The following is a 17,307-nucleotide window of genomic DNA, read 5'->3' as shown; positions in this document are numbered from 1 at the left end:
CGCCAACTGGAATACTATCGACATCTTTATTGTCGCTTTATCCAATAAATTAGCCACCTGGAATCAAAATTCCGGTAGGTGGCCCAATTTTGCACTACTAAGAGGCGTTTACCGCCAAATCTTTTGTTTCCTTAATTTTACGATCATATATAATCGTTGTGAAAATAGCGATGACGAATAAGCCGATCAGAACGGCAAACAGGATCGGCATCCCATATAAGTCTGCCAATATTCCGCCGAGCAATGGACCGATCATTCTGCCGCCGGTTGCCGTGCTGTTGACGACTCCCTGGTAAAAGCCTTCCCGCCCTTTTGGCGCGAGGTCATTGGCAATCGTCGGGACAGCCGGCCAAATCAGCATTTCTCCGACAGTTAATATCACCATCGCAGCTGCAAAAACCGTAAATCGTCCTGCTCCGGAAGCGACAATGAACGAAATAATAAAAATAAGGATACCGATGATGATTTGCGACTTTAGCGTCTTTGCAAAGTGTTTAACCATTTTATTCATAAGCGGTTGTGCAATCACGATCAGTGCACCATTGATCGTCCACAAGAAGCTGTATTGCTCCAATGAAATATTGATTTCCTGTGTATAGGCAGCAATCGTCGACTGCCATTGTACATACCCGACCCAGCATAATAAATAGCCCGCACACAAAATCAACAAAGCATACAGCTTTGCATGGCTTCTGACTGGACTATTTTCATTCAGAATCGTTGTTTGCGCCGCTGGATCAGCTTTAATTCCTTTATAGCCAAAAACGGCAATTAGTAAAAAGACGATGTACATGAGCGCATTAGCGAGGAAAATCAGTTGAAACGAATAAGATGCGACGAGGCCGCCAAGGGCTGCCCCGACCGCAACACCCAGGTTTTGCGCAACATAAATCGAATTAAACGCCCTTCGTCCCCCTTCTTTCCAAACAGAACCGGCCATCGCATACATCGATGGAAAGACAATCCCCGAGCCAAAGCCGATTATTGTTAAAAAGACCACATAAAAAATCCAGGTATGAAAAAACGTTAAGCCGATTAAAGACAAAACGGTTATAACAATGCCAAGAAGGATCGATTTATAGCCGCCAATTTTATCAAAAAGATTGCCGCCGTATAAATTCCCGGCCACGCTTGCCGCTGAGTTGAGCATCAGCACAATTCCGGCTACCGACAGGGATTTGCCTAAATGGTCATGAATATAGATCGCATTTAAAGGCCATAAAAAAGAAGAGCCTGTTACATTCACTGCCATTCCGATCACGAGAAGCCATAATGGACGCGGCATGAAAAACGCTCCTTTTCCTAAAAGTATTTCGAACACCAAAATAATTCTAGTGCTTTTTTGGAAACTGCGCAATATATTTTCACACCCATTTTTGAATTATCAAAAGTCCCTCATCCAGGTAGCGAAGGACAACATTGTGTGATTTAACTTAGAAAAGTCCTTCATCCAGGTAATGAAAGACAAAATTGTGTGAATTACCTTAGGAAATGTCCTTCATCCAGGCAATGAAAGACAAAATTGTGTGATTTATCTGAGGAAATGTCCTTCATCCAGGTAATGAAAGACAAAATTGTGTGAATTACCTTAGGAAATGTCCTTCATCCAGGTAATGAAAGACAAAATTGTGTGAATTACCTTAGGAAATGTCTTTCATCCAGGTAATGAAAGACAAAATTGTGTGAATTATCTGAGGAAATGTCCTTCATCCAGGCAATGAAAGACAAAATTGTGTGAATTACCTTAGGAAATGTCCTTCATCCAGGCAATGAAAGACAAAATTGTGTGATTTATTTCAGGAAATGTCCTTCATCCAGGTAATGAAAGACAAAATTGTGTGATTTATCTCAGGAAATGTCCTTCATCCAGGTAATGAAAGACAAAATTGTGTGAATTACCTTAGGAAATGTCCTTCATCCAGGCAATGAAAGACAAAATTGTGTGATTTATCTGAGGAAATGTCCTTCATCCAGGTAATGAAAGACAAAATTGTGTGATTTATCTGAGGAAATGTCCTTCATCCAGGTAATGAAAGACAAAATTGTGTGAATTACCTTAGGAAATGTCCTTCATCCAGGTAATGAAAGACAAAATTGTGTGATTTATCTCAGGAAATGTCCTTCATCCAGGCAATGAAGGACAAAAATGTGTGATTTACCTTGGGAAAAGTCCTGATCCAGGTGACGAAGGACAAAAATGTGTGATTTATCTTGGGGAATGTCCTTCATCAAGTAATGAACGACAAAATTGTGTAAATTAGCTGGGGGATGCAGGAATGGTGCTGCCACTGCCCGTTTCTAGAAGAAACAGATCTTTTCAACAAGACTGTCGATGAGTTTCTTTTAAAGCTTATCAATAATTTCGAATCCGCATTGACAGCATCCTTGGAATTTGCCAGTATATAAGAAAACACCGTATAAATAAGTTTTATACAGTGTTTTCTTTGGTTACATTATTTTGAAGGCGGCTGTTGTCCAGGGAAAAAGCTGTTGATCGCATGCTCTTTCTTCTTGAAGTTGTCTTTTTCTTCAAAAACAGCCTTCTTCGCTTTTTCTATCTCTGTGTTTAATTCATCGAGGTTAATGCCTTTTTTCACAAGCTCCTCAGTTGCAATTCGAATCGCTTCGTTCGATTCATCCATCGACATTCTTAAGGAATCCATGGCCCCTTGTGGATTATGGAAACCGGCTGAATTTTCAGCGGCTACAATATCCCAGAACCATTGTCCCTTGCGAACGTGCTCCTGGGCCTGCTTCACTTTGTCCGCACTGACACCCGACCCTATCATTTTATTGACATAATAATGGGCTGTGATTGAGACCCCTTCAGCATCGTGGAGTGCTTCCATATGGGTATCCTGAATGCCGGTGACACGATCCTTTAAGTCATCCGTATCGCGGTTGCTGTGGCAGGTGGCACATGATTGATCCATCGTTTTAAGCGGTGATTGCCACCAGTGGGAACTGATTTTCTTCTTTCCATCAACACGCTCATATGGCATGTGGCAATCTGCACAGCTGACCCCGGCCTTGCCATGCGGCCCTTCGAGATGAGTTTCAAATTCAGGATGCTGTGCTTTCAGCATTGCTGTACCGGATACATTATGAACCCAGTCTTTTTCAAAGCCATTTTCTTTTGCGGTCGTTTGATAGTATTCAAACATATCTTCCGGTTTAAAGCCGTTTGCCCACGGGAATGTAACTTCTCCGTTTTCAGCAGCAAAATAGTATTCAACGTGACATTGCCCGCAAACATAGCTGCGCATCTCGTTTTTCGTAGGATTGGACATATCAATTCCTTGAGATTCCATTCCTTTTATAAAGTTTGGCCGGGTAATGCGGAGATCCATTGTTTCAGGATCGTGGCAGTCAGAGCAGCCGATCGGCGAATGCCCCATTGCTTCTGCTTTCGGCCAAATATCCTTATTAAAATTGCCATTCCAATAGTCGTCGCCCATTTCTTCAATCATCTGCGGAACCGCAGTTGACTTGCACGTTAAACAAGATCCAATTGACTTGTCGGTAATCCGGGCAACGGCACGGATATCCTCATTTGCGTAGATGTGGCCGCGGTCCTCATTATATTCAGTCGCAAAGCCATATCCGTTAAAGAGGATTGGCAAGTATGGCTCTTTGTCATGATCAAACTTACTTCGTTTAACAGATCCGCTGTATTTCGTATCTTCCTGTTTCTTATTTTTCATATAGCTGTCGTACTGAAGCGGAAACAAGTCTTTGAATGCTTCATTGCTGATTTCGTCTTTCGACAATCCGGTCTTCTGCCCATCGGTGGAAACAGCGGCTTCCTCATTGGCAGAGCAGCCCGCGATCATCAGCAGCACAGCGACCAGGAATAGGTATGTCCATCGGTAAGCCCTAGCCATTGTCCATTGTGCCTCCTTTGTTTTTCAATAGTTCTCCCGGCTTAGGCGGTTTATCAAAGTCTTCCGTCTTAAAGCCTTTTCCATGCGGTACTGCCTGGTGGCAGCTTGAGCAGCTGTCTTTCGCATCATGGGAGACGTTATCAAGCGTGCTTTCATGGCAATCAATACAGTTTTGATTAATCACTTCACCCGAGCTTTCGGTTGCATGTATGACATCGGGAACCTTTGACGACCCGATCGTGTTGTAATAAACGTGGGTCATCCCAGCCTTTGCCTTATACATCAGCTTTCCTGCTTTGCTCTCATGCGGCAAGTGGCAATCCGCACAGGCGAGCTTGGCATGTGTGGAATCTGTAAAAGATTCATGGACATTCGTCATAATGTGACAGCTCTGGCAAAAATCAGCTGAGTCTGTATAGGCCAGGGTTTTAACCGTTACTGCCGAAACGATAATTCCTGCAAACACGCCGATAAATAAAAGCAGCCTTTTATCTATTGCAAAAAACTTTCGCAACATTTTTTATCACCTCCTCTCAGATCAGCCTCAGACACGCTTTTCGGTGGTGACGGCTATTTATCGTTAAGGGCGGGATTTTCAATCAGGTCAATGAGCTTATCCTTCGTGGTCGGTCCTGAAAATCTTTGTTGAATGATGCCATTTTCATCGATAATAATCGTTTCCGGCTGGCCGATCACACTATAATTCTTCGAAACTTCTTCTTTCGTATCAAGTAAATAAGTTAATTGTGAGTTGGAATCTTTCAGATAATCTTCAATTCTTTTCTTCGTCTCTCCTTTTGCGATGATCAGGAGCTCTGCACCGCCATATTCAGCGCCGAAGGCTTCGAGCTCCGGAGCTTCGTCAAGGCACGGCTGGCACCACGTCGTAAAGAAATTCAGCACTACTTTCCTGCCTTTATAATCTGCTAATTTATAAGTCTCGCCAGTGACCGTCTGCAGTTCAAATTCTGCCGCTTTATCCCCTGGATTTGCCGAAGCTTTGCCGCTTAACCCGCTAACGAGCATCCCAATGATTGCAAACGCAACAATAATGACGATAACAGGAACCAGTTTTTTAACCATTAGCTTCACCTGCTTTAAATTTCGATTAAATAAATCCTGTTCAGACAATGCGGGCACTTATCTTTCTGAATTCCATTCTTCAAGAAGCGCGAGCTCTTTTTCCAGCTGCTTCTGGCGCTTGCCGAGTGTAAAAATATAGCCTGCTAATAGTCCCCAGATGACCGTGTATGCTGCAAATAAATATTCCATTTTTACTTCCTCCTTGTTTTAACCGGCTAACCGGTTGATCGTTTTTGATTTTGCTTTTTTGACGGTAAGCCGCATCCGCTCAATCTCCGTTCCTTTCCGGTGCAGGAATAAATACAGAACAGTCATTGTAAAAATACAGAATAATAGGGTTAAAAGCATATCAGGTGCAATTCCTCCGCCGGACTCACTTTTCCCTTCCCCAAAAACAACAGGGTGCAGTTTCGTGTTCCACCAGCGGATCGCCATAAAGACAATCGGTACGTTCAAACAGCCGACGATTCCAAAAACGGCTGACAGTTTGGCGATCTTTTCCCAGGAACCGTCCATTTTACGGACAAACAGATACGCGACATAGATAAACCATAGAATCAGCGTGGTTGCAAGGCGCGGTTCCCAAGTCCACCAAGTATTCCAGGCCGACTTTCCCCAGATCATTCCGGTAATTAATGTAATCGTCGTAAACAAAACGCCGATTTCTGCAGCTGCGCCGGCTTTAATATGAAAGGACTCCTTCGGTTTGATTAAAGTGCGGACGCTGTAGAATCCAACGGCAAAGAAGGCAAGAAAAGCGACCCAGGCACTGCTGACATGAAAATAAAAGATTTTTTGTGTCACCCCCATTATTTTTTCGACGGGAGACCATAGGAACACTAAATATAAACTGATGAAAAACGACGGCACCAATATCAAAAACAAGATGCGATCAATAAGCCCTGATGTTTGCTTCATCAAGATCCCTCCATAATAAATTCAAATAAGAAAAAGCATGCAGCGAAAAACAATAAGTCGTATCCGGACATGAGCTGCAGCCAAGATACCGCGTCTTCAATACTTTTATCATTGAGGACAATTTTGGTTGCCTGCACGGCGGAAATCATGAGCGGGCTTAACAGCGGCAGCAATAATACAGGCAGGAGCATTTCGCTGTTTTTTGCATTGGCTGCGAGCGCAGCCAAAAAAGTACCAACAACAATAAAACCAAATGTTGCACACAAAATAATCAGGATAAACGCCGCAAAATGCCCGTTAAAGTGATAGTCAAACAATATAAACAACACAGGAATACTTATTGCTTGCACACATGTCACAATCAAAAAATTTGCAATGACCTTTCCGAGAAAAATGCTGGAAGGATCAATCGGCGCTGAACGCAACCCTGTTAAACTGTCATTTTCATGCTCCAGCAGGAAGGAACGGTTCAGCCCGAGAATTCCCGAAAAGATTGTGATCACCCAAATCAATCCCGGGACCACAGCAGCAACGGTATTGTTTGTCGGGTCAAAGGCAAAGCTGAAAACAAGAATCACAAGGCTTGAGAAAATAATCATCATTCCGATTGTCTGTTTGGACTTTATTTCATTGCTTAAATCTTTACTCGCAATCGTCCACGAGTCAGCCAAAATCGTTTTCACAGCGGGTTCACCGTCATTTCATACCACAGTTTAAACTGCTGCAAATCATGCACTGCCCCTTTTTCCGCCTCAGCAATAATCCTTCCTTTGTGCAAGACGGCAATCCGCTCCGACAGCGCGACGACCTGTTCAAAATCATGGGAAATCAGTAAGACAGAAGTTCCTTCAGACTGTTTCTTTTTGATGATTTGATTGAGCAGGGAAACCGCTTCCTGGTCCAAACCGGTATGAGGCTCATCGAGCAATAAAATATCAGGTTCGGCAAGCAGCACGCGCGCAATGGCAAGCCGCTGCATCATTCCCCGTGAGAACGAACGGATTGGAATATCCCTGAATGTATACAGCCCAACCGTCTTTAAAAGTTCTTCCGTTTTAGCGGCAATATTTTTTACCTTATAGAGTTTTCCAAAGAAATGAAGATTCTCCACCGGTGTCATCGAATTATATAAGAAAGACTCATGCCCTAGGAATCCGATCTTTCTTTTCGTTGAAGCGGAATTTTTCTTTATGCGCTCACCGGCTAAGATGATTTCGCCGCTGTCCTGCTGGAGCAATCCGACGATGCACTTAAAAAAAGTACTTTTTCCTGCTCCGTTCGGTCCTACAATTGACAGGCTTTCACCTTTTTTAACCGCCAGAGATACGTTCCGCAACACATGTTTATCTCCGAGTACCTTGCTGACATTCTCGATTAGAAGCATCGTTCCCAACTCTTTCATTAAGTAAATTGATGCAGCCGCCTGATGACTCCCTGGAGGTGCTCCCTGTACTCTTCGATTGTTTTCGTGTATTGTTCCAGAGTGACATCACCTTGTTTTCGTTGGAGCTCCAATTGTTCGATCTGCTTTTCAATGATTTCTTTTTTCGTTAACAAAAGCTGAAATTGTCCTTCTTCAGAATCAACCCGGTTCCGGCTTGATTTCTTCTTTTTCAAATAAATAATCCCGATGACGAGAACAATAAGTCCGATCAGGAAATAATGCGGGTTAACGAGATTGAGTCCCGGTGTCGTTAACCAAAATGTGACGAGCCAATCGGGATGGTATGGAGGATTCATTCCTCTCGCCTTCCCTTCGTTTCGCGCAGCTTTTGAAGTTCTCTCATGATCTCCTCTTCCACTTCTTCAGATACAGCCTGTTTATGCGCTGCGTTTTTAGAACCAGCCGGCCTGGCTGCTTTTAGCAATTGAGCAGCCACGCAGTTGTAGTGGCTTTTCATTTGTTCAAAGTCTTCCTTGGATATTTTTTTCATTAGGTAATCCATTTCAAGCTCATTCAGCTCAGCATAAACCGCTTCCAGCGATAAACCGTCTTCAAGCTTTCCGCCAGTCGAAGCGAACTGGTACTTTCCGTTAAAAAAGGGGGCTATAATAAAATAAACACATGTAATCATCACGATTGAACCGATGATTAAAAATAAGTAATCCACTATTGGCAGCTCCTTTTTCGATTTTGCAACCCCTGGCCAGAACACTAAAACAGCTTGCGGCGCTCTTCCTCAATCGTTTTTTCAGTAATTTCTTTTTCTGCAGAAGAACTCCAATAATCGATCGAGGAAAACCCAGTCCCGGCAGCTTCCTTTTTGGTGATCATTTTTTTGATCAGAACCGCCACGATGATCGCTCCGGTCAGAAAGCCGAGTGCCGGCATCGCCCAGGCGACAAGGTCGGCACCTTGATTCCCGGGCGTTCTTAATGCCGCCTGCCCGTATTCATCAACATAAAACTGAATAATTTCCTTTCCACTTTTTCCTTGTTCCAGCATTTCAACGACTTCATCGTAATACACTTTTTTGACCGTACAGGTTGACAGGTCATGGTCAGCATGGCCCTGCATATCCAGCTGCTTGATGACATCCTTGAATTCCTTTGAGTTATAGGTGATTCCTGCTATGGACAGGCTCGGAATCAGGATAAAACCAAACACAATTAAAAGGATCATTTTATATTTCATGTTCGTCACCTGCCTTTAACCGTTGCATCTGTCTTTTTCGTGATTCGCACTGGTTTTCCGCCAATTAAAGCAATTGCCGTACCGAGAACCATTACGGCTCCTCCGATCCAGATCCAGCTGACAAATGGGTTTATCATCACCTGAAAGGTAGCTTTGTCCTCAGTTTCCCATGAGCTTAACACGACATATAGGTCCTGCTTCCAGTTGCTTTTAATCGCTACTTCTGTCGAAGGCTCCGGCCATGTTTTGTAAAATATTTTTTCGGGATGGATTTTCCCAATGTTTTGCCCTTTATAATCGACCGACATGTCCGCATACACGATGCCATTCCCATTTTCCATTCGTTCCGCAAGCTTATTGAAAGTCAGTTTGTATTCTCCGATCGACAAGCTTTCACCTTGGTTAATCGTATTGAGTCCTTCCTCCGGGTAGGCATGGGATGCCACTACCCCGATGGCAATCAAGGCAATACCGATGTGGACAATATAACCTCCATAACGGCGCTGATTTTTAAGAGTCAGCTTCAAAGCCGCGGTCAAATAGTTTTCTTTTGTTGCTTTGCGGCGGGCCCTCATCCCCCGCCAAAATTCAAGAAAATGGGTAGCCGCCATGAATACCGTTGCCGATAGGCCGATGATTGCATAGGTGCCTCTAATGCCGAGTGCGAGCAGTACAACAGTAAAAAGAACTGCCGTTAACAGCGGTACGAGCATGTTTTTTGTAAAGCGGCTCCATGCCGCTTTCTGCCATGAAATCAGCGGGCAAACAGCCATTAGCAGGATGAGAGCCAGCATGATCGGAGCCATCACTTTATTAAAATAAGGAGCTCCCACATTCACTTTTGCACCGGTTAAAGATTCGGAAATAAGCGGATACATCGTCCCCCAAAAGACGGCAAAAGCAGCAGCGACCAGAATCAGATTGTTCAGCAGAAAACTGCTTTCTTTCGAAAAATAAGCCTCAATCGGAGCGCTTTCTTTTTTTATCAGCTGGTACCTTGAGATCACAACATAGATCGATAACGCGAGCATAAATGTCATGAAGACGAGAAAGTAAGTTCCCAAATTGCTGTCCCCGAAGGCGTGAACACTTGTTAAAACGCCGCTCCGGACAAGGAATGTCCCGAACAGGGATAAAAGATATGAGAGAATGATCAAGCTAAGATTCCATGTTTTCAGCATGTTTTTCCGCTCTTGAATCATGACGGAATGCAGGAACGCTGATACGGTCAGCCACGGCAAGAAGGAAGCATTTTCAACAGGGTCCCAGGCCCAGTAACCGCCCCAGCCAAGTTCAAGATAAGCCCACCAGCCTCCGACTACATTGCCGAGCGTCAGGAATAGCCAGGCTGTCAGCGTCCACCGCCTTGTCAGCTTAATCCATTCTGCATCCATTCTTTTTAAAATTAACGCGGCAATTCCGAATGCAAATGGAACAGCAAGGCCGACATAGCCCATATACAGGGTGACGGGGTGAAGAATCATGCCCGGATTTTGCAGCATCGGATTCAAGCCTTTTCCATCGGCCGGAATGGTTTCGGTCATTTCAAACGGATTAGCGGATATCGCCATTACGGCAAAGAAGAATAAAATATTGACAAGCAAGATGCTCGTTACATATGGCGTCATCTCATTGCTTCTTTTTTTTGAAAATGAAATCATCGCTGCATAAATGCAAAGCAACAATGCCCACAAAAGCAATGATCCGGCATTCCCTGCCCAAAATGCGGTCAGCTTATAGATAAGCGGCAATTCATGGTTCGTGTAAGCTGCCGCGTATTTGTACTGAAACTGGCTCGTGCCAAGAATATAAAACAAAAGAAACGAAGCAATACTTGAAAGAAACACGAGAGATAAAATGCCGCCCCGGGCGCTTTCAAGCCATTTCGGACTCCTCTTTTTGATGCCGGTCATATTGGCAGCCAATGAATATAATGCGATTACAATTCCGAGAATAAGAGAAATATTGCCGATAAGATACATGATGCACCGCCTGTCTGTTTTTACTGTGTGAACGCAAAGGATAGAAACATCTTGTTATCACAGGAAGGTTTTTATTGTTCAGATTTGTCATTGTAAAGCTTTTTGTGCATTTCCTGATCGTAATTTTTCATGTCTTCGCCCTCGTATTTGGAAGGGCATTTCGTCTGGACTTTTTCCGCCTCAAACACGCCATTTTCTCTCATAAAGCCCTCGATAATGACAATGACATCCTTTGAAAAATTATCGGGCTGTACGCCTTCATACCGGACCGGAAGCGGGTCGCTTCCTTCTTCGTATAACTCGAAATTCAATATTATTTCATCCGGATTCCATTCCACAGACTCTTCGGAAAGCAGCCCCTGGGTCATGATATATTCATCTTTGTAAGTTGATTTATGTTGCTCAAGTTCCGCAATCGTAACCTCTTTGCTGCCTGCACTTGGCATCGTAGAGAAAAACATGATAAAAATAGCGGCTGTGACTAAAATGAGACCGAAGCCGATCTTTTTGTTTTTCGACATCCATCTAACCTCCCAGTTTTTTCATTAACTGTTTATACTCTTGTTCTGTAATGCTTCCATCAAGAAGCATGCCTCTTAAGCGTGCTTTTTTCCCGGCTGTGACTGCCTCGTTTTTATCGGTTTGGGATGATTTTTTCCCTCTTCTTTTCAAAAAGAAAATTAATGCAGCGGCGAAAACTGCGGTGATGCTTGCAATAACTGTGGCTGCAATCCATGTCGGGACCGTTTCGTTCTTCTTTTCAGCTGCGAGCGCCTGCGCGTCACCAGCCATTTCTTCCATGATTTCCATTGAGGTTCTTTCTTCACCGCGCTTGTATTCAAGGTTCAGCTTCTCTTCCTGATTCATTTTCACTCCATTAAACTGGTACATAAACATATTCATTCCATATGTGTTTTCCTGATGAGAGATTGGCTCGGGCTCCAATTTGAAGGAATCTGTGTTTAAAGGTTCCATAAATACGATATTGAGGATGCCAATGTCAGCAAAGCTTTTAAACGCGTAGGATAGCTTCTTGCTGTCGCCCGTTGCTTCAAGCGGTGCAGCATAATATTCAATCACAAATTTATAGAGCTCTTCAGGCTGGATGGCCTCGCTTGTTTTCCATGAAATTGTGCCTTTCTCCATGTCGAGCTCATATTCAATCTCGTTCATTTCTGTCAGATCATGGTTGTAGTCAGCGACAAAACCGATCCTGAATTTTTTTTCTGCCATCGGAAGAGGGATTTCAACCCTCCCTTTTTGCGGCTGGTCACTTTTGTTCATAAATGTGCCATGATACCCGTAAAGCACTACTGGCCCATCCTTCTTTTTATCATCCGGATGGTACGTGTATTCCGGCATTACTTGTACGGTCAGTTCTTCCAACGTTAAGACATTTCCGCCCTGCCCGGCTTTGGCGATGTCTGGCACTGGCAGAAGAAGAAGGATTATGATGAAATGAAATAAATGTTTTTTCATGGGTTGCTTCCTTTCTAAAACGCGGTCGTGTTAGCGTTTAATTGTGAAATTATTGTGAACAAATTCACATGAGAAATCAGATGAAGAGGTTTGAAAATAAATTTATTACTTTCCTACTCTATTTAAACCATTTTAAGCCAATTTAAATCTGTGACGTAAATCACGTTTGGCAATGAGAAAATTACCTTTTTGTGAACGGAGTTACTGGTTAATATGAAAAAATTCCAGTGAAACTGAAAGCGTGCAAACCGCGATCATAATAAAAAGACCAATCTGATTTATGATTGGTCTTTACGATAGGAAAATTAATGGAACTCAACATCAATTTTTTTCTGATTTCCGTTTTCGTCATTTAATTTACGCATGCGAATCTCGAGGATGCCGTTCTTGTACGTTGCTTTCGCATCCCCTTCTGTGGATACACGGGAAGGCAGACTGATCGTACGCTGAAAGCGTCCGGAAAACCGTTCTTTCCGGTGGATATTCTCTTCCTTCACTTCATTTTCCCGGTTTATTGTTCCGCTAATTGAAAGAACGTTCGTGTCAATATTGATGTTCACGTCTTCTTTCTTTTCCAGACCCGGGATATCGCATGTAGCAACCACTTCATTTTCTGTTTCGTACACATCGATTTTTGGCACGCCAAAGTCATGATTGAAACCTGTTGTAAGCGAAGGAAAATCGGAAGAGAAGAAGTGATTTAATTCTCTCCTCATATTATCAAGATGCCGGAATGGTTCAAATGGAATTAATGACATAGCTATCGCCCCCTAATAAGAAATGCGGAAGCGCCTTGGTCAGCCCCGACAAGCGCTGGCCGACTAAGAGCGCCACGTCCTGTGGCAACGTCGGCACTAGTACGTCCTGTACGTCGGACGGCCTGACAGTGAAGTCGTTCTTTGACTTCATTGGCAGGACCGAAGCGACTCGAGGGGCTAGGCGCTGAAGCTGGACACCGAAACGCCTAACTATAATTAGAAACTTACCGGAACTGATTTTTTTCATCATAAAGGATTGAGCGGTGTTCCATTCGATTCTGCTCTTTTCATCATATCGGGTATAAAGTTTCCGTTGTCCTTCATGATCCTTGTTGCTTGAAGACCCGTCTTTTTAAATTCTTTTTGAAGGAAGCGTTCAATTGCTCTGCGTCTGCGTCCTGCTTTTGTAGCCATCTTTGAACCTCCTTTTTGAATCCGTTTCAGAAAATAAGCAGTGATATGTTACACCTTAAACTCGTCCTCATATTCTCTGAGATCATCCCTGTCGTAAAAATAAGGGTCGTAATCGTATTCGTCCATGTAAATATTGTCGATGTAAGCCTCTTCCACAGCTGCCCTGCACGTTGTACAGTAAGGACGGTCTCTCTGCCAGAAAGCGAGTTCTTTACCACAATAAATACACGCATCTGTCATACCTATCCCCTCCCAACAGAATTGGAATGACTTTTTACACTTTTAATATAAAAAAAGAAAAATCAGCTTTCAACACCAAAAATAATCGATTATTCTGTCTATTTTTTTATTTTTCCGCGTTTTGTCCATAAAAATGGTTCATTTCTCAAATTCTCTTGTTTTTTCAACGGTTTTTGAGGCCGGACATACATCGGAATAGCACCCTCTGTAATAGCAGGATTTTCATTTGGATAACGATATGCTTCATGCTACAATTCTTCTTATCTATATTGTACTTTACGGAGGTGAGCTGAGTTTGGTTGAGAACAGCCGATTTTGCTATGCAGCTGATAATAAACGCTACCATACATGGAATTACCATTTGCGGCAAACATTTGGCCATAAAGTTTTTAAGGTTGCTTTAGACGCTGGCTTTGATTGCCCGAATCGCGACGGGACGGTCGCACATGGAGGCTGTACGTTCTGCAGCGCAGCCGGTTCCGGTGATTTTGCCGGAGACAGGGCCGAAGATATCGAAACACAGTTCTTCAACATTAAAGAAAAGATGCACAATAAATGGAAAGACGGCAAGTATATGGCCTATTTTCAGGCTTTCACGAATACACACGCCCCTGTTGAGATATTAAGAGAAAAGTTCGAGGCAGCACTTAAACAAGATCGGGTTGTCGGACTTTCGATTGCGACAAGGCCTGATTGTCTCCCGGACGATGTTGTTCAGTACCTGGCAGAATTGAATGAAAGAACCTATTTGTGGGTTGAGCTTGGCTTGCAGACGGTGCATGAACGGACAGCGCTTTTAATCAACCGTGCCCATGACTTTCAATGCTACAAGGATGGTGTTGCCAAGCTAAGAAAGCACGGAATTCGCGTCTGCTCTCATATTATTAATGGCCTTCCCCTGGAAACGCCGGAAATGATGATGGAAACAGCAGAGGAAGTAGCCAAATTGGATGTACAAGGCATAAAAATTCACCTGCTTCATTTGCTTAAAGGAACTCCGATGGTGAAACAATATGAAAAAGGGATGCTCGAATTTCTGCCCTTTGACGATTACGTAAACTTAGTTTGTGACCAGCTTGAGATTTTACCGCCGGAAATGATTATTCATCGTATCACAGGGGACGGCCCGATTGACCTAATGATCGGACCGATGTGGAGCGTCAATAAATGGGAAGTGCTAAATGCGATTGATGCGGAATTAAGACGCAGAAACAGCTGGCAGGGCAAGCTCTATCAAACAGTGAAAGTCCTTTAGTCTCATGCCATTAATTGTAAAAGTTCCATTGGAGGTTAACGATGAAGCTTGAACGAATTTTGCCTTTTGCGAAAACTTTATTGAGCAGGGCTGTAGAGCCTGGGGATATCGTTGTAGATGCAACGCTTGGAAACGGACACGATGCACTTTTTTTGGCAAACCTTGTCGGTCCCGAGGGAAAAGTTTATGGTTTTGACATTCAGGAGAAAGCGATACTTTCGAGCAAAGCAAGGCTTGCTGAGCATAACTTGCTTGACCGTATTACTCTTTTTCATAAAGGACACCAGCATATGGTCGAGACTATTCCGGCTGCCGATCATGGAAGGATTACCGGCGCCATCTTCAATTTGGGCTATTTACCGGGCGGCGATAAAGAAATTGTTACCCGGCCAGGGACAACCATTTCGGCGGTTGAGCAATTGCTCAAGATGATGGCGCCTGAGGGGATCATCGTACTGGTCATTTATCACGGACATCAGGAAGGGGCGGCTGAACGCGATGAACTTCTGCAATACTTGGAGGAGCTTGATCAAAATACCGCCCATGTGCTGCAATATCGATTTATCAATCAAAAAAATAATCCCCCTTTTATCACTGCCATCGAAAAAAGGTAGGAAAAAACGGAGCATCAATCAGGTGCTCCGTTTTTTAAAGCTTATTTAATAGCGATCTCATTAAACCGGCCGGCATCCATTTTTGCATCATTCGGTATACTCTGCCGTTTATATAAAAAAAGAAGCTGACCGACCCGCCCTTTTTTATTATTGCCTTTGCAAGCTTGCGGACCCGCCTCTGCTGCCGGACCTTTTCATCCGATAGATAGACTCCCAAGAGCCCCCTGTTGATCAATTGATGGAAGCGCTTATGGGGAAGGTTATCCGTATGGCGGTCAGCCTCGGCAAGGAAATGCTCCAATCTGCTGAACATTTTTTCTTGATCATCATAATAAAAGCAAAAATTTAAGTCGCCGCCGGCAAGGTCCTCTTCCTGGTCGATTAAATAGTCGAGCAGTATGTGCAGTCCTTGTATGTAAGGAAAATACCCTTTTTTGATAATATCTGCATCTTCAGCACGGAAGTCCGCGCTCATCGCATAGGACATTAAACAAAAAATGCCGAGCGTGGAACCTGAGCACGCTGAAAACTCATACCATTCCATTTCGGGAACCGCGCCCTTATGATCGGCAAACCATGTTTGCAGCCGTTCCACTCTTTCATCGACTGCGACATGCTTATGGATTTGCAAATCACAATAATAACGGCACAATTCAAGCAAATGTGATTTTATAAGAGAATAATTTCTGCTATTTGAAAGCACTTCACGGCATGTTCCGGCAAGGTCGGCAAGGTAGTTGCCGTCGTCCTGGTCCTTTCTTAGACGGTAATAATTTTTCGGTTCAGCATCAAGCGTTAAGGCATCTGCCATCGATTCATGCAAAGCCCGGAAATCAGACGGATGGAGCGAGGTGCTGCGGTCACAAAGATTATCCAAATAATCGCTGATCGTTTGATAAGCCACAATAAATCGAATCGCTTCTTTATAGTTTTCCCTTGCCAGCAAAGCCAGAATCGCGCCGCCTTCACAATGGAATGTTTTGTGCTGGATGCTTGCGAGCGCCTGTTTTCGCAGTTCCTTATTGGGGATGCTGGCGGCCCGCTCCTTCCAGTAGTTCAGCTCTTTATGTACTACCGGAAACACTTTTCTGTACACTTTTGACATTAAGCTGAGCGGCTCGATTGGAATCGACATTTCTTCACCCTCCGTTAAACCAGATAGCCAATCACCTTTAATTGGCTGATCACGAAATCCTTTGCATATTCAAAAACATCATCACGTTCCGGTTCATTAAAAATTTCATGATAACAGTTCGGCCATTCTTTAAACCGTTTTTCGGAAAGGGGAACTTGATTAAACCAATCCTTCACGTTGGCCTTGTTGACTATTTTATCATTCCCGGCTTGCATGACGAGCATCGGAATATCCTGGGTTGCTTCCATATTTTCAAATACTTCCTTCATCGCTCTCATCATTTCGCGATACCATCTTATCGACACTTTTGTGACATAAAGCGAATCATTTAAATCCGCATCGCGGACATCATCGTTGCGTGTTGCCATCTCGACCGTTAACCCTGACTCAATCCGCAAAGCAGGAAGGATAAAATTCAAACCGAGGGAAATCATATTCAGCATTTTTGACGGATATTCGACAAGCCCGAGGCAGGGGGATGATAAAATAACCCCGGCAATATTCAATTCCTCTTCCTGCAAAAGCTTGATCGAGATAAGCCCGCCAAGGCTGTGCCCGACAAGAAATACCGGCAGATTGAATTGGTAGGCTGCCTCAATCCAATCCTTTACCACTGTTAAATATTCATCGAAGGAATCGATATGGCCCCGTCTCGACCTTGTTGTCATGCCCTGGCCGGGAAGATCGCCCATGATTACGTGAAAGCCGGATAAACGCCACATCTCAATTAGCCAGCCATAGCGGCGGTGATGTTCAAACGCCCCGTGAACCATCACTATAACTGCTTTTGCTTCTCCTTCAGCTTCCCATTTCCACATACAATCTTCCTCCTGTAACTAACAAATAAATAAATTTCGCTCATAGGTCTATTTGAAATATATCATATTCTCAGGCAAATACCGTTAAAAAA

At 43.6% G+C, this 17,307-nt stretch carries 21 protein-coding genes; 2 read left to right on the top strand and 19 right to left on the bottom strand.

The window, feature by feature from the left end; genetic code table 11:
• Window positions 1-97 precede the first annotated feature (97 nt).
• The 17 genes from CU633_RS00360 to CU633_RS00280 all read right to left on the bottom strand — a co-directional run bounded on the left by CU633_RS00360 (window position 98) and on the right by CU633_RS00280 (window position 13,393).
• On the bottom strand, window positions 98-1,285 hold the full coding sequence (locus CU633_RS00360; protein ID WP_101657744.1) for an MDR family MFS transporter: 1,188 nt from the start codon (window positions 1,283-1,285) through the stop codon (window positions 98-100).
• Window positions 1,286-2,453: 1,168 nt separating this feature from the next.
• Complete coding sequence (locus CU633_RS00355; protein ID WP_101657743.1) at window positions 2,454-3,884, bottom strand: ammonia-forming cytochrome c nitrite reductase subunit c552; 1,431 nt, start codon at window positions 3,882-3,884, stop codon at window positions 2,454-2,456.
• Window positions 3,877-4,401, bottom strand: coding sequence for a cytochrome c3 family protein (locus CU633_RS00350; protein ID WP_101657742.1), 525 nt, complete (start codon window positions 4,399-4,401; stop codon window positions 3,877-3,879). Before CU633_RS00350 ends, CU633_RS00355 begins: the two co-directional genes overlap by 8 nt.
• A gap of 53 nt (window positions 4,402-4,454) precedes the next feature.
• Window positions 4,455-4,967, bottom strand: a complete 513-nt coding sequence (locus CU633_RS00345) for a TlpA family protein disulfide reductase (RefSeq protein WP_101657741.1) — start codon at window positions 4,965-4,967, stop codon at window positions 4,455-4,457.
• Between the two features lie 57 nt (window positions 4,968-5,024).
• On the bottom strand, window positions 5,025-5,156 hold the full coding sequence (locus CU633_RS00340; RefSeq protein ID WP_101657740.1) for a CcmD family protein: 132 nt from the start codon (window positions 5,154-5,156) through the stop codon (window positions 5,025-5,027).
• 18 nt (window positions 5,157-5,174) lie between these two features.
• Window positions 5,175-5,885: a cytochrome c biogenesis protein gene (locus CU633_RS00335; RefSeq protein WP_101657739.1), complete on the bottom strand. Its 711-nt coding sequence runs from the start codon at window positions 5,883-5,885 to the stop codon at window positions 5,175-5,177.
• Complete coding sequence (locus CU633_RS00330; protein ID WP_101657738.1) at window positions 5,885-6,568, bottom strand: heme exporter protein CcmB; 684 nt, start codon at window positions 6,566-6,568, stop codon at window positions 5,885-5,887. Before CU633_RS00330 ends, CU633_RS00335 begins: the two co-directional genes overlap by 1 nt.
• Window positions 6,565-7,269, bottom strand: coding sequence for a heme ABC exporter ATP-binding protein CcmA (gene ccmA, locus CU633_RS00325; protein WP_180954806.1), 705 nt, complete (start codon window positions 7,267-7,269; stop codon window positions 6,565-6,567). The genes CU633_RS00330 and ccmA overlap by 4 nt, the downstream gene beginning before the upstream one ends.
• 17 nt (window positions 7,270-7,286) lie before the next feature.
• On the bottom strand, window positions 7,287-7,625 hold the full coding sequence (locus tag CU633_RS00320) for a hypothetical protein (RefSeq protein ID WP_101657736.1): 339 nt from the start codon (window positions 7,623-7,625) through the stop codon (window positions 7,287-7,289).
• A complete protein-coding gene (locus CU633_RS00315; protein WP_101657735.1) occupies window positions 7,622-7,996 on the bottom strand; it encodes a hypothetical protein in 375 nt (124 codons plus the stop codon). Before CU633_RS00315 ends, CU633_RS00320 begins: the two co-directional genes overlap by 4 nt.
• A 44-nt stretch (window positions 7,997-8,040) precedes the next feature.
• The gene (locus CU633_RS00310; RefSeq protein ID WP_101657734.1) at window positions 8,041-8,520 is read right to left on the bottom strand and encodes a cytochrome c-type biogenesis protein CcmH; all 480 of its coding nucleotides are present in this window, start codon (window positions 8,518-8,520) and stop codon (window positions 8,041-8,043) included.
• A gap of 5 nt (window positions 8,521-8,525) precedes the next feature.
• Window positions 8,526-10,502, bottom strand: coding sequence for a heme lyase CcmF/NrfE family subunit (locus CU633_RS00305; protein ID WP_101657733.1), 1,977 nt, complete (start codon window positions 10,500-10,502; stop codon window positions 8,526-8,528).
• A gap of 71 nt (window positions 10,503-10,573) precedes the next feature.
• Window positions 10,574-11,023, bottom strand: a complete 450-nt coding sequence (locus CU633_RS00300; protein ID WP_101657732.1) for a cytochrome c maturation protein CcmE — start codon at window positions 11,021-11,023, stop codon at window positions 10,574-10,576.
• A gap of 4 nt (window positions 11,024-11,027) precedes the next feature.
• Window positions 11,028-11,981, bottom strand: coding sequence for a hypothetical protein (locus CU633_RS00295; protein ID WP_101657731.1), 954 nt, complete (start codon window positions 11,979-11,981; stop codon window positions 11,028-11,030).
• 305 nt (window positions 11,982-12,286) lie between these two features.
• Window positions 12,287-12,739: an Hsp20/alpha crystallin family protein gene (locus tag CU633_RS00290; protein ID WP_101657730.1), complete on the bottom strand. Its 453-nt coding sequence runs from the start codon at window positions 12,737-12,739 to the stop codon at window positions 12,287-12,289.
• Between the two features lie 246 nt (window positions 12,740-12,985).
• Window positions 12,986-13,153: a hypothetical protein gene (locus CU633_RS22615; RefSeq protein WP_180954805.1), complete on the bottom strand. Its 168-nt coding sequence runs from the start codon at window positions 13,151-13,153 to the stop codon at window positions 12,986-12,988.
• Window positions 13,154-13,201: 48 nt separating this feature from the next.
• Window positions 13,202-13,393: a hypothetical protein gene (locus tag CU633_RS00280; protein ID WP_101657728.1), complete on the bottom strand. Its 192-nt coding sequence runs from the start codon at window positions 13,391-13,393 to the stop codon at window positions 13,202-13,204.
• Between the two features lie 295 nt (window positions 13,394-13,688).
• Here CU633_RS00280 and CU633_RS00275 point away from each other — a divergent pair, with 295 nt between their 5' ends.
• Window positions 13,689-14,648, top strand: coding sequence for a TIGR01212 family radical SAM protein (locus CU633_RS00275; RefSeq protein ID WP_101657755.1), 960 nt, complete (start codon window positions 13,689-13,691; stop codon window positions 14,646-14,648).
• 41 nt (window positions 14,649-14,689) lie between these two features.
• Complete coding sequence (locus tag CU633_RS00270) at window positions 14,690-15,262, top strand: class I SAM-dependent methyltransferase (protein ID WP_101657727.1); 573 nt, start codon at window positions 14,690-14,692, stop codon at window positions 15,260-15,262.
• A 34-nt stretch (window positions 15,263-15,296) separates the two neighbouring features.
• Here CU633_RS00270 and CU633_RS00265 read toward each other — a convergent pair whose 3' ends face one another.
• Window positions 15,297-16,397: a tetraprenyl-beta-curcumene synthase family protein gene (locus tag CU633_RS00265; RefSeq protein ID WP_101657726.1), complete on the bottom strand. Its 1,101-nt coding sequence runs from the start codon at window positions 16,395-16,397 to the stop codon at window positions 15,297-15,299.
• A gap of 14 nt (window positions 16,398-16,411) precedes the next feature.
• Entirely contained in the window at window positions 16,412-17,215 is an 804-nt protein-coding gene (locus CU633_RS00260) for an alpha/beta hydrolase (protein ID WP_101657725.1), read from the bottom strand.
• Between the last annotated feature and the right edge of the window lie 92 nt (window positions 17,216-17,307).

Source organism: Bacillus sp. V3-13, assembly GCF_002860165.1.
GTDB lineage: Bacteria > Bacillota > Bacilli > Bacillales > Cytobacillaceae > Bacillus_BJ.
Note: the sequence above shows the minus strand (reverse complement) of the source record. Positions and strands in the feature narration are given on the sequence as shown.